This window comes from Amycolatopsis sp. NPDC006125, from assembly GCF_040614195.1.
Taxonomy (GTDB): Bacteria; Actinomycetota; Actinomycetes; order Mycobacteriales; family Pseudonocardiaceae; genus Amycolatopsis_E; species Amycolatopsis_E tucumanensis.
The window spans coordinates 35,823-52,180 of sequence record NZ_JBEXTZ010000010.1 but is presented as its reverse complement, the minus strand read 5'-3'; the positions used below and the strand labels follow the sequence as shown (position 1 = coordinate 52,180).

The window sequence follows — 16,358 nt, the reverse complement described above, 5'->3', positions numbered from 1 at the left end:
AAAGCCCGGGTGCGCACAGCGCATCCGGGCTTTTTGCTGCGCTACTCCTGCGGCATGAGCATCCAGCAGATCGCGTAGAGCAGGATGGGCGCACCGAACCCGAGCAGGGTCGCGGCGACGAGGACGATGCGGATGATCGCCGCGTCGACGCCGAGCAGGTCGGCCCAGCCGCCCGCCACGCCGGCGATCATCTTGTCGGTCGAGCTGCGGCGGAGCTTCTTCGTGGTCACTGTGTTCGTCATGTCCCCATCGTCGGCCGCGGCGGGTGGTCAGCACATCGGGGACGAACCCGGAGCGCACCCGGAAACCTCTGGGCCAGGGTGCTCCGGGACGGTTAAGGTCGATCACATGGCGGGATCTTTGCTCGGCACCGAGGTCCGGCGGGTCGAGGACCCGGATCTGGTGCGTGGCCGTGGAACCTTCGTCGACAACCTGAAGTTCGAGGGCGTCTGCCATGTCGCGTTCGTCCGGTCGCCGTTCGCGCACGCGCTGGTCAACGGCATCGACATCGCGGAGGCGGCCGCCGTGCCGGGGGTGATCGCGGTGCTCACCGCCGCGGACCTCGACCTGGCCGAGCTGCCGGTGTTCCTGGACCTCAACCCGCGGGCGAAGCGGTACGCGCTGGCCACCGACCGGGTGCGCTTCGCCGGGGAGCCGGTGGCCGCCGTGGTCGCGGAAAGCGCGGCCGCCGCGGTGGACGCGCTCGAACTGGTCGATGTGGACTACGAACCGCTGCCCGCCGTCGTGGGCCCGGAGCAGGCGCTGGACGACGGCGCGCCGTTGCAGTTCCCGGAAATCGGCTCGAACATCGCGGCCGGCGAGCGGGACGCCGTGGGCGGCGAGGTGCTCGACGGCGCCGACGTCGTGGTGCGAGCGCGGATCGAGAACCAGCGGCTGGCGGTGGCGCCGATGGAGGGCAACGCGATCGTCGCGCTGCCCGGCGACGGCGAGTTCGACCTGACGGTCTACGTGTCGACCCAGATGCCACACGGCTTCCGGGCCGCGGCGGCGAAGCTGTTCGGCTACGACGGCGACCGGATCCGCGTGGTGGCGCCGCACGTGGGTGGCGCGTTCGGCGGGAAGGTCGGGGTCACGGCCGAGCACGCGGTGGTGATCGAGGCGGCGCGGCGCTTCGGGCGACCGGCGAAGTGGACGGAGACGCGGTCGGAGAACCTGCAGGCCTCGCCGCAGGGCCGGGGGCAGGTGCAGTACGGCGAGCTGGGGCTGCGGCGCGACGGGACGATCGTCGGCCTGCGCTGCCGGGTGGTCGGCGACGCGGGCGCGTACGCCGGGTTCGGCGGCGGGCTGGCGCTCGGTCCGACCAGGACGATGGCGCAGGGCGTGTACCGGATCCCGAAGATCAGCTACGCGGCGATAGCGGCGCTGACGAACACCGCGCCGGTCGGCGCGTTCCGCGGTGCGGGCCGTCCGGAGGCGACGGCGATGCTGGAGCGGCTGATGGACCTGGCCGCGGCGGAGCTCGGCATGGACCCGGCGGAGATCCGGCGGCGCAACTTCCTGCGCCCGGAGGAGTTCCCCTACACGACGTTCAGCGGCGCGAGCTACGACAGCGGCGACTACGACCTGCCGCTGCGGAAGGCGTTGGAGGTCGCGGGTTACGACGAGCTGCGGGCCGAGCAGCGGCGGCGCATCGAGGCCGGCGAGTCGCGGCTGCTCGGGATCGGCGTGAGCGCGTACGTCGAGATCACCGGCGGCGGCAGCGGCGAGTTCGCGTCGGTGGAGGTCCGGGCGGACGGGACGGCGGCGATCAAGGTCGGCACGTCCGGGCACGGTCAGGGCCACGCGACATCGTTCGCGATGCTGGTGGCCGACGCGCTGGGGATCCCGCTGGAGTCGGTCGAGTTCGTGCAGTCGGACACGGCCGCGGTGCCGCGTGGCGCCGGCACGGGTGGTTCGCGGTCGCTGCAGGTGGGCGGCAGCGCGGTGCGGCAGGCGGCGGACCTGGTGCTGGAGCGCGCTCGCGAGCTGGCCGCGTCGCGGCTGGAGGCGGGCGTGGACGACATCGTGCTGACCGACGGGCGGCTCGGCGTGGCGGGCGTCCCGCAGGCGACGATCGGCTGGGCGGAGCTGGCGGAGGCCGCCGCGGCGGAGGGGCGTCCGCTGCTGGAGACGACGGACTTCAAGCCGGGCGGGGCGACGTTCCCGTTCGGGGCGCACGTGTCGGTGGTCGAGGTGGACGTCGAGACGGGCTTCGTGAAACCGTTGCGGCACATCGCCGTGGACGACTGCGGGCGCGTGCTGAACCCGATGATCGTGCGCGGGCAGCAGCACGGCGGCGTGGTGCAGGGGATCGCGCAGGCGTTGTGGGAGCAGGTCTCCTACGACGAGGACGGCAACCCGGTGACCGCCACCTTCGCCGACTACCACCTCCCGACGGCCGCCGACGTGCCGGCGCTGGAGGTCAGCAACACCGAGACGCTGACCGAGCGGAACCCGTTGGGCGCCAAGGGAATCGGCGAGTCGGCGACGGTCGGTTCAACGCCGGCGGTCCAGAACGCGGTGATCGACGCGCTGGCTCATCTGGGCGTGCGGCACATCGACATGCCGCTGACGCCGCAGCGCGTGTGGCGCGCTGTGCGTTCCGGGGAGTCCGTGGTTTGGCGGGAGCCGCCTGCGGCGTTCGAGACGCTGCCCGTGCGCTCGTCGGCGGCGTCCTCGGACGCGGACGAGGCAGTGGCTTAGCCCACCGGTTGTCAGCCGTCGTGTCTACCGTCGACCCTCGACGCGACGGAGCCGATCGAGCCAGGCCTTCGTGGTGACCTCGTCGGCGGCGGTTTCGGCTGCGCGGTCCGGTTCCGGCGCCTGTCGCAGGACCGGCAGGTAACCGTCCACAGGGGACAGTGGTTGGCTGGTGGTGTCGTCGGTGAGCAGGGACATCGTGCCCAGCCCGCAGGCGAACTCCAAGTCGGGCAGCGCCCCGGCCAGCGCGAGGCCAGCCGCCAGCCCGACGCTGGTTTCGACCGCGGACGACACCACGCACGGCAGACCGGCGGCCTCGGCGACCTCGAGTGCCCGCCGGACACCGCCGAGGGGAGCGACCTTGATCACGGCGACGTCGGCCGCGTTGGCGACCGCCACCCGGAGCGGATCCTCGGCCCGCCGGATCGACTCGTCCGCCGCGATGCGCACGTCCACCTTCCGCCGCACGGCGGCCAGCTCGTCGATGGACGGGCACGGCTGTTCGACGTACTCGAGCCCACCCGCGGCGCGGTCCAGCTCGCGGATCGCCTTCACCGCGGTGTCGACATCCCAGGCCGTGTTGGCGTCGACGCGGATGGCCCCGCCGGGCCCAAGCGCGTCCCGGACGGCCGCGACGCGCTCGCAGTCCTCCACAATGGACGCCCGCGGATCGGCGACCTTGACCTTCGCGGTCCGGCACCCCGACGCGGCGACCATCTCGTAGGCGGCGTCGGCGCCCACGACGGGCACGGTGGTGTTCACCTCGACCCGATCCCGCACCGGAGCCGGCCACCCCACCTGCGCAGCCTCCACCGCGGCCGCGAGCCAGGGCGCGGATTCGCGGTCGTCGTAGTCGGCGAACGGGCAGAACTCCCCCCAGCCGGCGGGGCCGCGCAGGAGCACGCCTTCGCGCACGGTGATCCCACGGAACCGGTTCCGCAGGGGGATCGCGTAGACCAGGCGCTCATCCACGGCGACCATCCTCGCACGCTGGGCGATACGAACCTGCGCAGACGCGGAGGGACGGCAGTGGTGCCCGACTCGGCTTGGTGGGGCCTTCCTGTGTGAGGCACTCCCTCACCCTGCGCCTGCCCGAAACCACCATCTCCCAACCCTGCCGTGTCGCTCGATTCCAGAGCCCCGCGTCACCCGATCACGGTCAAGGTCATCCCCTCGCGCCGGCCTGCCACACCGCCCCGACCTGCATCGGCCCCCCCGGTGAACCAGCCCATCGGAACCGCCGAACCATCCGGCCCCGACTCACAGCTAATGGACTAACTGGTTAATTAGCGGTTAGCATGCGAGGTGCGGACATGTGGAGGTAGCGAATGAAGGCCGTAGTGCTGGCCGAGCCCGAGGTGATGCGGCTCGTCGACCTGCCGGAACCCGCGATCGGGCCGCGTGAGGTGCTCGTGCGCATGCGGGGCCTCGGCCTGTGCGGGTCGGACCTCGGCGTCTACCGCGGCGCCCGCGAGGTGCCCGAGCGGCCGTGGCTGATGGGGCACGAGGGCGTCGGCGAGATCGTGGCCGTCGGGGCGGACGTGGCGGACCGCGTGGTCGGGCAGCAGGTCGCGATCGAGCCGAACTACTGCTGCGGCCGGTGCGCGGCGTGCGTCGCCGGCTTCACCTCCGCCTGCACCGACCGGGTGATCGTCGGCATGAACCACCCCGGTCTGCTGGCCGAGTACGTCGCGGTCCCGGCCGAGTTCGCCTGGCCCGCGGCGGAGACGGTCGCCCTGGAAGACCTCGTCTGCACGGAGGCGCTGACCGTCGCGCGGTCGGCGATTCGCCGGTCCGGCGTCGAGCCTGGTCAGCGGGTCCTCGTGGTCGGCGCCGGCTCGCAGGGCCTGCTGCTGTGCCTGGCACTGCGGGCGCTCGGTGCGACGGTCGCGGTCCAGGAACCACACGAGGGGCGCGCGGAGCTGGCCCATTCGTTCGGCGCCGAGACCGGCGTCGAGGGCGAGTTCGACCTCCTCTTCGAAACGTCCGGCGTCCCGCAGGCCCTGCGCGCCGGCCTGGAGCGCCTGCGCCGCGGCGGCACCGCCCTGCTCGTCGGCATCAACTCGCGCCCGCTCGACCTGACGACCGCCGACCTGGTCTACCGCCAGCACACCCTCAAGGGCTCGCTCATCTACGACCACCCGGTCGACTTCGAGACGACCGTCGGCCTGCTCAACCGCGACGAGGTCCGGCCGGGCAAGGTGCTGCAGGCGCGGTTCCCGCTGGAAGAGGCCGCGCAGGCGTTCGCGTCGGTGCAGTCGGTCGCCGGCAAGTCCTGGATCAGCTTCGACTGACGCTCACGCCTCCGGCAGGTTCGCCAGATCCGCCTCGATCGACCACGCCGCGCGCAGCAGCTCGGGCACGTAGTCCCGCTCGACCAGGCCGTGTCCGAGCCGGTCCGGGTGCACCGACGCCGTCACCGCGGCGAGCACCCGTCCGCGCCGGTGCCGCACCGGCGCGGCGATCGCCCGCAGGTCGTCGTCGACGTCGTGTTCGGCCATCGCCCACCCGCGTTCCCGGACCTGCTCGATCTCCTTCGGCAGCCCGGCGATGTCCGGCAGCGCGTCGAGCCTCCGTGCGAGCTCGTCCTCGGGCAACGCGGCGAGCAGGACCTGCCCGCTTGAGGTGACGTGGGCGGGCCGTCGCGCGCCGACGGTGAGCGTCGGCGGAGCGTGCCGGTGCCCGGGCACCACGGCCAGGTTCACCACGTCGCCCCGGTCGAGCAGGGCGAGCGAAGCCGTCTCGTTCAGCCTGTGCGCCAGATCGTGCAGGTGCGGGTGCGCGATCTCAGGCAGGGCGAGCCCGGACAGGTACGAGTAACCCAGGTCGAGGGTCTGCGCCGTGAGCCGGAACGCCTGCCCGTCGTAACGCACGTACCCGAGGTCGGCGAGGGTGAGCAGCAACCGCCGCGCGGTCGCCCGGTCCAGCCCCGTCCGCTTGGCCGCCGCGCCCGCCGTCAGGGCCGGGTGGTCCGCCCCGAAGCAGCGCAGGATCGCGAACGCGCGGCCGACGGCCTGCACGAAATGCGGGCCGTGGCCAGGGCCTTCGCCGGCCGTCGTGCTCGTCATCGAACCCTCCGACTGCCACCCGATCGGCTTGTTCTCATCGTACGTCCGCATGTTTCACGCCCGCCCGGACGCGGGTAGTTCACCGCTGAATCCCCGGAACGGAAGGAGTGCAATCGTGGCGAACACACTCTCCGGTAAGCGAGTGGCCTTCGTCGTCGCGCCGGAGGGCACCGAGCAGGTCGAACTGACCGAGCCCTGGAAGGCGGTCCAGGAAGCGGGCGGGCAGCCTGAGCTGGTGTCCACTTCGCCGGGCAGCATCCAGGCGTTCAACCACCTCGACAAGGCCGACACGTTCCCGGTCGACAAGGTCGTCACCGACGTCTCGCCGGACGACTTCGACGCGCTGGTCCTGCCGGGCGGTGTGGCGAACCCGGACTTCCTCCGCACCGTTCCCGACGCCGTTCGCTTCGTCCGCGGGTTCTTCTCGCAGCAGAAACCCGTCGCGGCGATCTGCCACGCGCCGTGGACGCTCATCGAGGCCGACGTGGTGCGCGGCCGCCGGATGACCTCCTGGCCGAGCCTGCAGACAGACCTGCGCAACGCCGGCGCCGAGTGGGTGGACGAGGAAGTCGTGACCGACTCCGGTTTCGTCACCAGCCGGAAGCCGGACGACCTGCCCGCCTTCTGCCGCAAGCTGGTCGAGGAGTTCGCGGAGGGCAAGCACCGCGCCCAGGCGAAGAGCGCCTGACCCGGTTTCAGGACGCCCGGTCGGCTTGTCAGGACGGCAGGTCGATCGGGCGGCTCGTGACCCCCAGCCGGGTCGCGAGCGCGATGGCGTCGCCGGGCGCCTTCACCTTGATGTCGTTGTCGAAGTAGACGTACACGTCGCGTGTCTTCCCGCCGCCGGTGCGCCGCCAGCGGCGGATCTTGTCGGCCCACCGTTGGAGGGCCTCGTCGGTGTACCCACTCGCGTAGAGCTCCTCGTCGCCGTGCAGGCGGACGTAGACGAAGTCCGCGGTCACCTCCTCGAAACTCGGCCAGGTGCCGGCCGAATCGGCCGCCACCAGTGCGATGTTGTTGTCCTGCAACAGGTTCCGGCACTCGTCCGAGGAGAAACTCGGGTGCCTCGGTTCGAGCGCGTAGCGCAGGGGCCGGTTGGTTCCGGCTTCGGTGTGGGCTTCTCCCTTCAGTTTGTCGTCGTGCTTGCGGGCCAGTTCCGCGGCCGCACGGGTGTCCCGGGGCAGTCCGGCGAAGAACTCCGCGAACCGTCCGGGTTCGAACGCGAAGTTCGCAGGCAGCTGCCAGAGGATCGGCCCGAGCTTGTGGCCCAGCGCCAGCACCCCCGACGCGAAGAAGTTCGCCAGCGGTGTCTCCGTGTCGGCCAGGCGCTTCATGTGGGTGATGAAGCGACCGCCCTTCACGGCGAACACGAAGTCGTCCGGCGTCTGCTCCGCCCAGGCCCGGTACCGTTCCGGACGCTGGAGTGAGTAGAACGAGCCGTTGATCTCCACGGAGTTCACCTGCCGCGAGATGTACTCCAGCTCGCGGCGCTGCGCCAGGCCCTTCGGGTAGAACGTGCCCCGCCACGGCGGGTACCGCCAGCCCGAGGTGCCCACCCGGATTTCGGCGATGGTGACCTCCTCAACCCTTCCGTCAGTCCCAGGAGAACCTCCAGTGCCGCCGGTGCACCAGGCCCGCGGCGTACTCGCGGAGGGTGCCCGGCTGCCCGGAGAAGCTGCGCAGGCTGAACGCGCGGTGCTCGGCGGCCAGCACGAGCGAGCGGTTCTGGTTGCGTGGCGGCGCCGCGACCGAGAGCTCCAGCTCGTCGAACCCGAGCACGACGAGCGTCGCCCCGAACCGGTCCTCCCAGCTGCGCAGGACCGCGGACACGGCGGCGACCTCGTCCGTCGACTTGATCATGCCCGTCCAGCCGAGCGCGGCGGGGACGTCGGCGGGCCGTTCGACCGGCACCAGGCCGAGCCGGTGGGGCGCGCGCCGGACGAGGATCGAGCCGCTGTTGCCCGCCTCGGCCACCGGGTCCACCCGCAGCTGGGACTTCTTCGCCAGGCCGGGGAAACCGGCGCTGTACGGGCGCAGGCAGCCGGTGCCGTCCGGGCAGCAGAACGGGTCCCACCACCGGGCGAGCGTCGCGGCGACGTCGACGTCGCCGACGCGGTGGACGGCGGGCGCGAGACGGCCGCGGTCGGTCAGCCAGTCCTCGCCCGTCGCGGCGAAGCGCGGGTCGTGCGGGATCAGGACGGGCCACAGCCCCGACCGGTCGAACCCGGCGATGCAGGCCCGGTACCGGCCGGGGTCGGCCAGCGGATCGTCGGAGACCCACATCTGCCCGATCCAGCGGCCGGGCGGCAGTTCGATGTCGGTGAGGGCCTCGGCGACGAGGCTTTCCTCGGGTGTGGCGGCGGTGGTCACGAGACCTCCTCGGGATGGACTGCGTCGATGAGGTCGAACAGTAGTTCGAGGGTACGACAGTTTCCGGTCCCGAGATTTGGTTTTCGCCGGTTCACCCGATCGGTCGAACGGGTGTTCGAGATTCGTGGTAGCTTCGGTCACGAGCGGGTCGCACCCCGCCGTTGAACTGGGGTTTCGCCTGCACCTGCGTGAGTACCGGACCGCACGTGCAGGGCGAGGGCGAGCAGCCAGGCCCCCGTCAACGCGAGCGCGAGCGGCAGCAACACGAACAAGTGCTGCCAGGCGACAGCCATCCCGATCGAAGCCAGGAGACACAGGACCAATGACGGCACGACCAGGCGCGGCCACCGGTACCCGGCGACCACCGGAGCCGCCGACAGCACCAGCCCCGCCAGACCGATCAGCGCCTTCGGCTCACCGCCGGAGAGCCACAGGACCAGCCACACCGCGCTGGGCACGGCCGCGAGCACGAAGCCGGCCCACGACGACGCGAGCGACAGACGGCGCGCCACCGCCGCGTCCGAGCGACGGGCACGGCGCCACATAGCCGTGGCCGCTACGGCGAACATCACGACGACGAAGCACACCCCTGCCCAAACCACGCCCAGGGGATTCCACGGTTTCGCGCGGACTATGCCTCGCGGGTGCCGCAGTCCACCGTGCGGTCACCGGGTTGTGGCCGCCTCCGCCCGGAGGCGGGGCACGCGCGCGGAGCCTTCTCGGGGCAGCGCTACAGGTAGGCGTCCGCGTCGTGGATCGTGTACGCGTAGCCCTGTTCGGCGAGGAACCGCTGCCGGTGCGCGGCGTACTCGGTGTCGAGCGTGTCCCGCGAGACCACGGAGTAGAAGTGCGCCTGCCTGCCGTCGGCCTTCGGGCGCAACAGCCTGCCGAGCCGCTGGGCCTCTTCCTGACGGGAGCCGAACGTGCCCGAGACCTGAATGGCGACGGTCGCCTCCGGCAGGTCGATCGAGAAGTTCGCGACCTTCGACACCACGAGCTTGTCGATCTCGCCGCGCCGGAACGCGTCGAACAACGCCTCGCGCTCCTTGTTCCGCGTGGACCCCTGGATCACCGGCGCGTTCAGTTCGGCGCCGAGTTCCTCGAGCTGGTCCAGGTACGCGCCGATGACCAATGTCTGGTCGCCCGCGTGCTTGTCCAGAATGGACTTCACGACCGGGATCTTCGTGCGGGCGGTGGCCGCGAGCTTGTACTTGTCCTCGGATTCGGCGGTGGCGTACAGCAGACGTTCGTTGTCGGTGAGGGTCACCCGCACCTCGATGCACTCCGCCGGGGCGATCCAGCCCTGCGCCTCGATGTCGCGCCACGGCGCGTCGTACCGCTTCGGGCCGATGAGCGAGAACACGTCGCCCTCGCGGCCGTCCTCGCGCACCAGCGTCGCGGTCAGGCCGAGCCGGCGGCGCGACTGCAGGTCCGCGGTCATCCGGAACACGGGCGCGGGCAGCAGGTGCACCTCGTCGTAGACGATCAAGCCCCAGTCCCGGGAGTCGAACAGCTCCAGGTGCTTGTACTCGCCCTTGGACTTGCGCGTGATCACCTGGTAGGTGGCGATGGTGACCGGGCGGATCTCCTTCTTCTCGCCGGAGTACTCGCCGATCTCGTCCTCGGTCAGGGACGTGCGGGCCACCAGCTCGCGCTTCCACTGGCGTCCCGCGACGGTGTTGGTGACCAGGATGAGGGTGGTGGCCTGCGCGCGGGCCATCGCGGCGGCGCCGACGAGCGTCTTGCCCGCGCCGCAAGGCAGCACGACGACGCCGGAGCCGCCCGCCCAGAACGCCTCCGCGGCCTGCCGCTGGTAGTCGCGCAGGCCCCAGCCGGTCTCGGCCAGCTGCATCGGGTGCGCTTCGCCGTCGACGTAGCCGGCGAGGTCCTCGGCGGGCCAGCCCACCTTGAGCAGCGCCTGCTTGAGCCGGCCCCGCTCGGAGGGGTGCACCAGGACGGTGTCGTCGTCGATCCGGGTGCCCAGCATCGGGCTGATCTTCTTGTTGCGCAGCACCTCTTCCAGCACCGCGCGGTCGGTCGTGGTCATGACCAGGCCGTGGGCGGGGTTGTTGGTGATCTGCAGCCGCCCGAACCGCGCCATCGTGTCGACGATGTCGATCAGCAAGGGCTGCGGAACCGGGAAGCGCGAGTAGGTGGTGAGGGCGTCCACCACCTGCTCGGCGTCGTGGCCGGCAGCGCGGGCGTTCCACAGCGCGAGCGGGGTCACGCGGTAGGTGTGCACGTGCTCGGGGGCCCGTTCCAGTTCGGCGAACGGGGCGATCGCGATCCGGGCGTCGTCGGCCATCGGGTGGTCGACTTCGAGCAGCACGGTCTTGTCGGATTGGACGATCAACGGGCCATCGGTCACGTCTTCCTTTATACGGCGTTGCGGGAGGCCGAGCCGTGCTGGTCATCGGCGGGAGCGCCGAACCAGCGGGTCAGCGCGGTGTCCAGGGGACCGCCGTCCGGGGTCCAGCACCGGTAGCCGTCCGGCCGGATCAGCAGGGCGGACTCGGTGAGCTGGTGGTCCGGTTCGGCCCGGACCCGGTCGACGCGATCGGACCAGCCCGGCGGCAGTGGGTGGCCGCCGGTGAGGTCGAGCAGCAGGCCGCGGCCGGAGCGCAAGAGCGCTGACAGGCGGGTGCTTCCGGCGCCGGTGCGCAGGTCGGCGTCGGGCACCCGGCCCGCGGCGTCCAAACCGGACATCATCCCGGCCAGGTAGTGGTTCGTGTCGGGCAGTCGCAGGAGGTCGGTGAAGATGTCGCGCAGCGCGGCGACGTCTTCGGACGGGTTCGGCACGGCGAGCACGCGCTGGGCCGAGGTGTGGTGGAGCACGCGGGCCGCCGCCGGATGCCGTTCCTCGTGGTAGGTGTCCAGCAGGTCGTCCGGGGCCCAGCCGTGCACGGTGGCCGCCAGCTTCCAGCCGAGGTTGACGGCGTCCTGCACGCCGAGGTTCAGGCCCTGGCCGCCCAGTGGCGGATGGATGTGCGCCGCATCCCCCGCGAACAGGATCCGGTCATGCCGGTACCGCTCCAGCTGCCGGGTCGCGTCACTCCACCGGGACGCGGTGAGGACGCGCGCGAGCTCGGTGTCCTGGCCGTAGACCGCGGTCAGGGCGTCCGTGATCTCGTTGTCCGTCACCGGGTCGTGGGCGGTGGACTGGTCCTCGCGGCCGAACGTGAAGCGGTAGCGGTCGCCGCCGACCGGGACGAGCATCGACCAGTAGCCGCCGGCGTGCCGGGTCAGGTCGCTGATATGGCCGGCGCGCCGGGGCACGAGCGCGGACGCCGAGGCGAGCCGGATCTCGGCCAGCACGGCATGGAAGGTGCCGGGCCGGCCGGGGAAGGGCAGGCCGAGCAGCTTGCGGACGCGGCTGTGCGCGCCGTCGCAGGCGACGAGGTAGCGGGCGCGAAGCGTGTCGTCGCCGGCGGTGACCGTGACGCCTTCGGTGTCCTGCGCGACGCCGGTGACCGGCTGTCCGCGCCGCAGTTCCGCGCCACAGGCGAGGGCGGCTTGTTCCAGGACCTCTTCCAAGAGGTCCTGGCGAATGGAAAGGGGAAAGGGGTGCCGCGTCGGCCAGGACGAGTAGTCGAGCGGGACCGGCAGGGTGGCGAAGTGACCGCCCACCGGTTCGCGTTCGTGGGCGCGGTCCCGCATGGCGTCGAGCAGGCCGCGCTGTTCGAGCAGTTCGGCAGTCCGGGGCTGGATCGTGCCGCCCTTGGTCTGCTCGATCCGGTCGGTCAGTGGTTCGACGACCACGGTTCCGACTCCGGCCAGCGCGAGTTCGTGAGCGAGGGCGAGGCCGGTCGGTCCGGCTCCGGCGATGACGACGTCGGCGTCCATGATCCTCCTGAGTGCAAAAGTAGACTGAGTGCAAATTACTACCGAGTGAAGGGAGTTGGTAGTCTGGGGTGATGACCGAGCCGGCCGGACTTCGCGAGCGGAAGAAGCAGCGCACTCGCGAGGCGATCTCCAACGCCGCGATCCGCCTGTTCCTCGAGCACGGGTTCGACCAGGTGTCCATCGCGCAGATCGCCGACGTGGCGGAGGTTTCACGACGCACCCTGTTCGCCTACTTCCCGACGAAGGAGTCGCTGGTCGTCCACCGGTTCGCCGACCACGAGACGGAAAGCGCCCGGGTGGTCCGGGGACGTCCGGGCGACCGGACGCCGCTGGAGGCGCTCCGGGACCACTTCTTCGACGGGCTCGACCGGCGGGACCCGATCACCGGGCTCAACGACGCCCCGGAGATCCTCGCGCTGTACCGGATGATCTTCGCCACGCAGGCGCTGCTCGCGCGGATGCTCGAGTTCAATCAGGCGGCGGAGGAGGCCTTGGCAGACGCCCTGGCGGACACTGCCGGGGTGGGGCCCGGCGAGGCGCGGGTGGCCGCGGCGGCGATCGTCTCGGTGCTGTGGGCTCTGGCGCGCGAGAACCACCGGTCCATCGCGTCCGGGCGGTCGGCCGACGAGGTGTTTCCGCAGGCCAGGGCGGGCGCGGACGAGGCGTTCAGGCTGCTGGACAGTGGCTTCGGCAGGCTCGGCGCGCGGTAGATCGTGGCGAAGGCCACAGCGGGGGAACGACACGGGGAGTGTCGGACGTCTTGCCCAGCGAAAGATTTCGGCTGGTGGGTGGAAGCCGCGCTCCCGGGCCAATACGATCGCCCGGCGGACCTCTTCACGAGTAGCGCGGGCGGGGCGCGTGTGTCCGGGGTCGCTACCCTCTCCGGGGTTGGCGACCCAGCCGGTGCCGATCCGAGTCCGGCAGAACGGCTAGAGAAGGAAGTCAGGTGGCCCGGCGGCACAAGCGTCCCGAGAGCGGTGAGGCGCTGGACCGGCGGCCGGACAACCGTGCAGGCAGCCGGTGGCGGCTGCGGAACTGGCGGCTGCGCACGAAGCTGATCGCCGTCCTGCTCATCCCGATGCTGACCGTGCTGGCGCTCATCACCCTCCACGTGCGCTCCGACCTCGGGCACGCGGAACAGCTGGCCGAGCTCGCCGCGCACGCTCGTGTCGATGCGGGCGTCAACGCGGTGGTCAACGAACTACAGCGCGAGCGGGACGTCACCGTGCGGTACGTCGCCGGGCAGCGACGGAACGGGCTCAGCGACGTGCGGGACCAGCGCGCCCGCGTGGACCAGGCCGCCGGTGCGTTCGCGCGCGAGCTCGCCGCCCAGCAGTCGCGGCTCTCCCCGGCCAGCGCCGCGGGGCTGAAGGAAGCCCAGTCCCGGCTCGACGCACTGCCAGGGTTGCGTTACTCGGGTGAGTTCTCGAACTCGTCGGCGGATTCGATCCTGACCTCCTACAGCGACCTCATCTCGGGTGTCCTCGACCTGTCGGACCAGGCCGTCGCCGAGATCGCGGACGCCGAGGTCGCGCGGCTTCGGCTGGCCGCAAACGCGCTCGCCCGCGTGAAGGACCAGATGTCGGTCAAGCGCGCGGTGCTCGGGCAGGCGTTCGCGGAGGGCGAGGTCTCCGACGACCGGCTGCGGAAGCTCCTCGGCGCGGACGCCCAGCTCGCCGCCGCGCAGAACGACTACCGCAAGTTCGCCACCGCGGCCGAGCAGCGCTCCTACGAGCAGACCGTCGCCGGACCGGCCGTGCAGTCGGCGAACGCGCTCTTCGAGCTGGCCATCACCAGGACGGAGAACGGGCAGAGCCTGTCCGGCCTCGACTCCCGCCAGTGGGACCAGGCGATCACCGGGACCATCGACCTCGCCTACCAGTTCCAGCAGACCCTGCAGGTGCAGACGCAGCAGCGGTGCGACGCGCTCGCCACCGACGCCCGGCGCTCGGCGATCGTCAACGCGGCGGTGGTCTTCGGGGTGCTGCTGCTGTGCGCGGTGCTCGCCGTGGTCATCGGGCGATCGCTGCTGCGGCCGCTGCGGATCCTACGCAACAACGCGTTCGACGTCGCCGAGCACCGGCTGCCCGCGGCGGTGGACGAGATCCTCGCCGACCCGCATCCCGACTTCATGACCGCGCACCGCGGTGTGGCGCCGGTGCCGGTGTTCACGCGTGAGGAGGTCGGCCAGGTCGCCCGCGCGTTCGACGCCGTGCACGGGCAGGCGGTGCGGCTGGCCGGTGAGCAGGCGCTCCTGCGGGAGAACATCAACGCGATGTTCGTGAACCTGTCCAAGCGCAGCCAGGACCTGGTCGAACGGCAGCTGGCCGTGCTGGACCGGATGGAGGCCGACGAGCAGGACCCGGAGACCCTCGGCGGCCTGTTCGAACTCGACCACCTCGCGACGCGGATGCGCCGCAACAGCGAGAACCTGCTCGTCCTGTCCGGGCACGACTTCGGTGACGAGAAGGCCGAACCGGTGGCCGCCGAGGAGATCATCGGCGCGGCGTTGTCCGAGGTGGAGCACTACCAGCGGATCGAGCTGACCGCGATGCCGGAGATCGCGATCCGCGGCGAGGCGTGCAACGACCTGGTGCACGTCGTGTCCGAGCTGCTGGAGAACGCGACCCTCTACTCGCCGTCGGACAAGACGGTGACGGTGGTCAGCTCGCTCGCCGAGGACGGCGCCTGGCACGTGCACATCACCGACCAGGGCGCGGGCATGCCGCAGCCGGAGATCGACCGCGCCAACAAGCGACTGGCGAACCCGCCCGCGGTGGACGTCGAGGTGTCGCGGCGGATGGGCCTGTTCGTGGTTGCGACGCTGGCGAAGCGGCACGACATCCAGGTGCGATTGCGGTCGGCGGACGGTGGCGGGCTGGTCGCGACGGTCGTCGTCCCGGCGGGGCTGGTGATCGAGAACGTGGCGCCGGTGCCGGAGCCGCTGCCCGCGCCGGTGGCCGCTCCCGAGCCGCCGCCGGTGCCGGTTTCGCTGCCGTCGCTCAAGCCGATCCCGCTGCCCGAGCCGCCGCCAGAAACCGAGCCCGAGCCGGAACCGGAGCCGGAGCCGGAGCCGGACGACACGGTGCTGATCCCGGTGGTGCGGGACGAGCCGCGCCGCGCGCGCACCGAGGACCGGGTCGACTGGCCGACGGCGGACAACGACGCCTTCCCGCCGGAGGACGAGGAGCCGACCGAGCGGATGCCGGCGTACCAGGCGGTGTTGTCGCGGTGGTTCACGACGGGCGAGCACTGGCCGATCCGGCGCGACGTCGCGGGCAACGGGCAGCCGGATTGGCCGGCCGAGCCGGAGTGGCCGTCGGCGGACGACGACGAGGTGGACGGGAAGGCGCCGGACTTCCCGCAGCAGGTGCGGCGGCGGCCCGACTCGTTCGACCCGCCTACGCTCTCACTCGATCCCGACGAGGTTCGTCACCGGATGTCGCGGCTGCAGAACGGGTTCGCCCGAGCCCGCGACGCGCGGGAGAGCTGACGGGTTCGATCCCGGCGAGCCGCTGCCGGGCGTCGATCGCGCGGGCCAGGCGGGACAGGGCGTAGTTGATCGCGAAGTAGAGCAGCGCGATGATCAGGTAGGTCTGGATCAGGAGCCGGTTGTAGCCGGCGAGGACCTTGCCGCTCTGCAGGAGTTCGGCGTAGCTGACGACGATCCCGAGCGAGGTGTCCTTGACGACGCCGGCGGCCTGGCTGATGAGCGCGGGCACCACGCGGCGGATGGCCTGCGGGAAGATCACGTACCGCATCGACTGGGAGGGCCGCATCCCGAGCGCGGCCGCGGCCTCGCCCTGGCCGGCTTCGAGTGAGCGGAAGCCGCTGCGGAAGATCTCGGCGAACTGGGCCGCGCGGGACACCGCGATCGGCAGGACGAGTTTCCAGAGCAGCGGCAGGTCCAGGCCGTACCGGGGCAGCGCGAACATGGCGAAGTAGATCAGCAGGAGCAGCGGGACGACGCGGACGACCTCGACGTACGCCCGGGCCGGCGCGCGGACCACGGCGTGCCGGGAGATGCGCCCGAAGGCGAGCACGAGCCCGGCCGCCACCGCGATGGCAATGGCCAGCACCGCGGCGAGGGCCGTGCCGCCGAGGCCGCCGAGGAGGTAGCGCCACATGGGCCAGGAGCCGTAGGGCGCCCAGCGCTCCGCCGAGAGCTCCCCGTTGATCGCGAACTGCCGCACCGCCAGCACGACGAGCACAAGACCAGCCAGGACCGCGACCACGGTGGCGATGCGGATGCGCCGCCGGGCGCGCGGACCGGGATCGTCGAAGAGCACGGAGGTCATGGCCGGTCTGCCTGTTTCAGCACGATTGGCCCTCTCGTGGAGCGGTGGTCGGACGGTTCATGCGCTGGTGGGTGAGTGG

Annotated in this window: 14 protein-coding genes; 5 read left to right on the top strand and 9 right to left on the bottom strand. The window is 71.6% G+C overall.

Features of this window, described 5'->3' with window-relative positions; all coding sequences use genetic code 11:
- Positions 1-41 precede the first annotated feature (41 nt).
- A complete protein-coding gene (locus ABZ193_RS07805) occupies positions 42-242 on the bottom strand; it encodes a PspC domain-containing protein (RefSeq protein WP_027935706.1) in 201 nt (66 codons plus the stop codon).
- Positions 243-348: 106 nt separating this feature from the next.
- On the opposite strand from ABZ193_RS07805, the gene ABZ193_RS07800 reads away from it, so the two are divergent.
- Positions 349-2,703, top strand: a complete 2,355-nt coding sequence (locus tag ABZ193_RS07800; protein ID WP_354709301.1) for a xanthine dehydrogenase family protein molybdopterin-binding subunit — start codon at positions 349-351, stop codon at positions 2,701-2,703.
- A gap of 24 nt (positions 2,704-2,727) precedes the next feature.
- Here ABZ193_RS07800 and ABZ193_RS07795 read toward each other — a convergent pair whose 3' ends face one another.
- Positions 2,728-3,681 (bottom strand): o-succinylbenzoate synthase, encoded by a 954-nt coding sequence (locus tag ABZ193_RS07795; RefSeq protein ID WP_354709300.1) that lies wholly within the window; start codon positions 3,679-3,681, stop codon positions 2,728-2,730.
- A 347-nt stretch (positions 3,682-4,028) separates the two neighbouring features.
- Here ABZ193_RS07795 and ABZ193_RS07790 point away from each other — a divergent pair, with 347 nt between their 5' ends.
- Complete coding sequence (locus tag ABZ193_RS07790) at positions 4,029-4,994, top strand: alcohol dehydrogenase catalytic domain-containing protein (RefSeq protein ID WP_354709298.1); 966 nt, start codon at positions 4,029-4,031, stop codon at positions 4,992-4,994.
- Positions 4,995-4,997: 3 nt separating this feature from the next.
- On the opposite strand, the gene ABZ193_RS07785 is transcribed toward ABZ193_RS07790, so the two are convergent.
- Positions 4,998-5,819 (bottom strand): IclR family transcriptional regulator C-terminal domain-containing protein, encoded by an 822-nt coding sequence (locus tag ABZ193_RS07785; RefSeq protein ID WP_237336481.1) that lies wholly within the window; start codon positions 5,817-5,819, stop codon positions 4,998-5,000.
- Between the two features lie 64 nt (positions 5,820-5,883).
- On the opposite strand from ABZ193_RS07785, the gene ABZ193_RS07780 reads away from it, so the two are divergent.
- Positions 5,884-6,456: a type 1 glutamine amidotransferase domain-containing protein gene (locus ABZ193_RS07780; RefSeq protein WP_027935703.1), complete on the top strand. Its 573-nt coding sequence runs from the start codon at positions 5,884-5,886 to the stop codon at positions 6,454-6,456.
- A gap of 28 nt (positions 6,457-6,484) precedes the next feature.
- Here ABZ193_RS07780 and ABZ193_RS07775 read toward each other — a convergent pair whose 3' ends face one another.
- The 5 genes from ABZ193_RS07775 to ABZ193_RS07755 all read right to left on the bottom strand — a co-directional run bounded on the left by ABZ193_RS07775 (position 6,485) and on the right by ABZ193_RS07755 (position 11,981).
- The gene (locus ABZ193_RS07775; RefSeq protein ID WP_237336482.1) at positions 6,485-7,324 is read right to left on the bottom strand and encodes a DUF72 domain-containing protein; all 840 of its coding nucleotides are present in this window, start codon (positions 7,322-7,324) and stop codon (positions 6,485-6,487) included.
- A gap of 37 nt (positions 7,325-7,361) precedes the next feature.
- Positions 7,362-8,138 (bottom strand): DUF4253 domain-containing protein, encoded by a 777-nt coding sequence (locus tag ABZ193_RS07770; RefSeq protein ID WP_354709297.1) that lies wholly within the window; start codon positions 8,136-8,138, stop codon positions 7,362-7,364.
- Positions 8,139-8,275: 137 nt separating this feature from the next.
- Positions 8,276-8,740: a hypothetical protein gene (locus ABZ193_RS07765; protein WP_354709296.1), complete on the bottom strand. Its 465-nt coding sequence runs from the start codon at positions 8,738-8,740 to the stop codon at positions 8,276-8,278.
- 128 nt (positions 8,741-8,868) lie between these two features.
- Positions 8,869-10,506, bottom strand: a complete 1,638-nt coding sequence (locus tag ABZ193_RS07760) for a DNA repair helicase XPB (RefSeq protein WP_020416947.1) — start codon at positions 10,504-10,506, stop codon at positions 8,869-8,871.
- A gap of 8 nt (positions 10,507-10,514) precedes the next feature.
- Positions 10,515-11,981: an FAD-dependent monooxygenase gene (locus tag ABZ193_RS07755; RefSeq protein WP_354709295.1), complete on the bottom strand. Its 1,467-nt coding sequence runs from the start codon at positions 11,979-11,981 to the stop codon at positions 10,515-10,517.
- A 71-nt stretch (positions 11,982-12,052) separates the two neighbouring features.
- Between ABZ193_RS07755 and ABZ193_RS07750 the strand changes: the two genes are divergently transcribed.
- A complete protein-coding gene (locus ABZ193_RS07750) occupies positions 12,053-12,691 on the top strand; it encodes a TetR family transcriptional regulator (protein ID WP_354709294.1) in 639 nt (212 codons plus the stop codon).
- A 236-nt stretch (positions 12,692-12,927) separates the two neighbouring features.
- A complete protein-coding gene (locus tag ABZ193_RS07745; RefSeq protein WP_237336487.1) occupies positions 12,928-15,474 on the top strand; it encodes a nitrate- and nitrite sensing domain-containing protein in 2,547 nt (848 codons plus the stop codon).
- Here the strand turns inward: ABZ193_RS07745 and ABZ193_RS07740 are convergent.
- Positions 15,383-16,279, bottom strand: coding sequence for an ABC transporter permease subunit (locus tag ABZ193_RS07740; RefSeq protein WP_020416943.1), 897 nt, complete (start codon positions 16,277-16,279; stop codon positions 15,383-15,385). The genes ABZ193_RS07745 and ABZ193_RS07740 overlap by 92 nt on opposite strands.
- Positions 16,280-16,358: the final 79 nt, after the last annotated feature.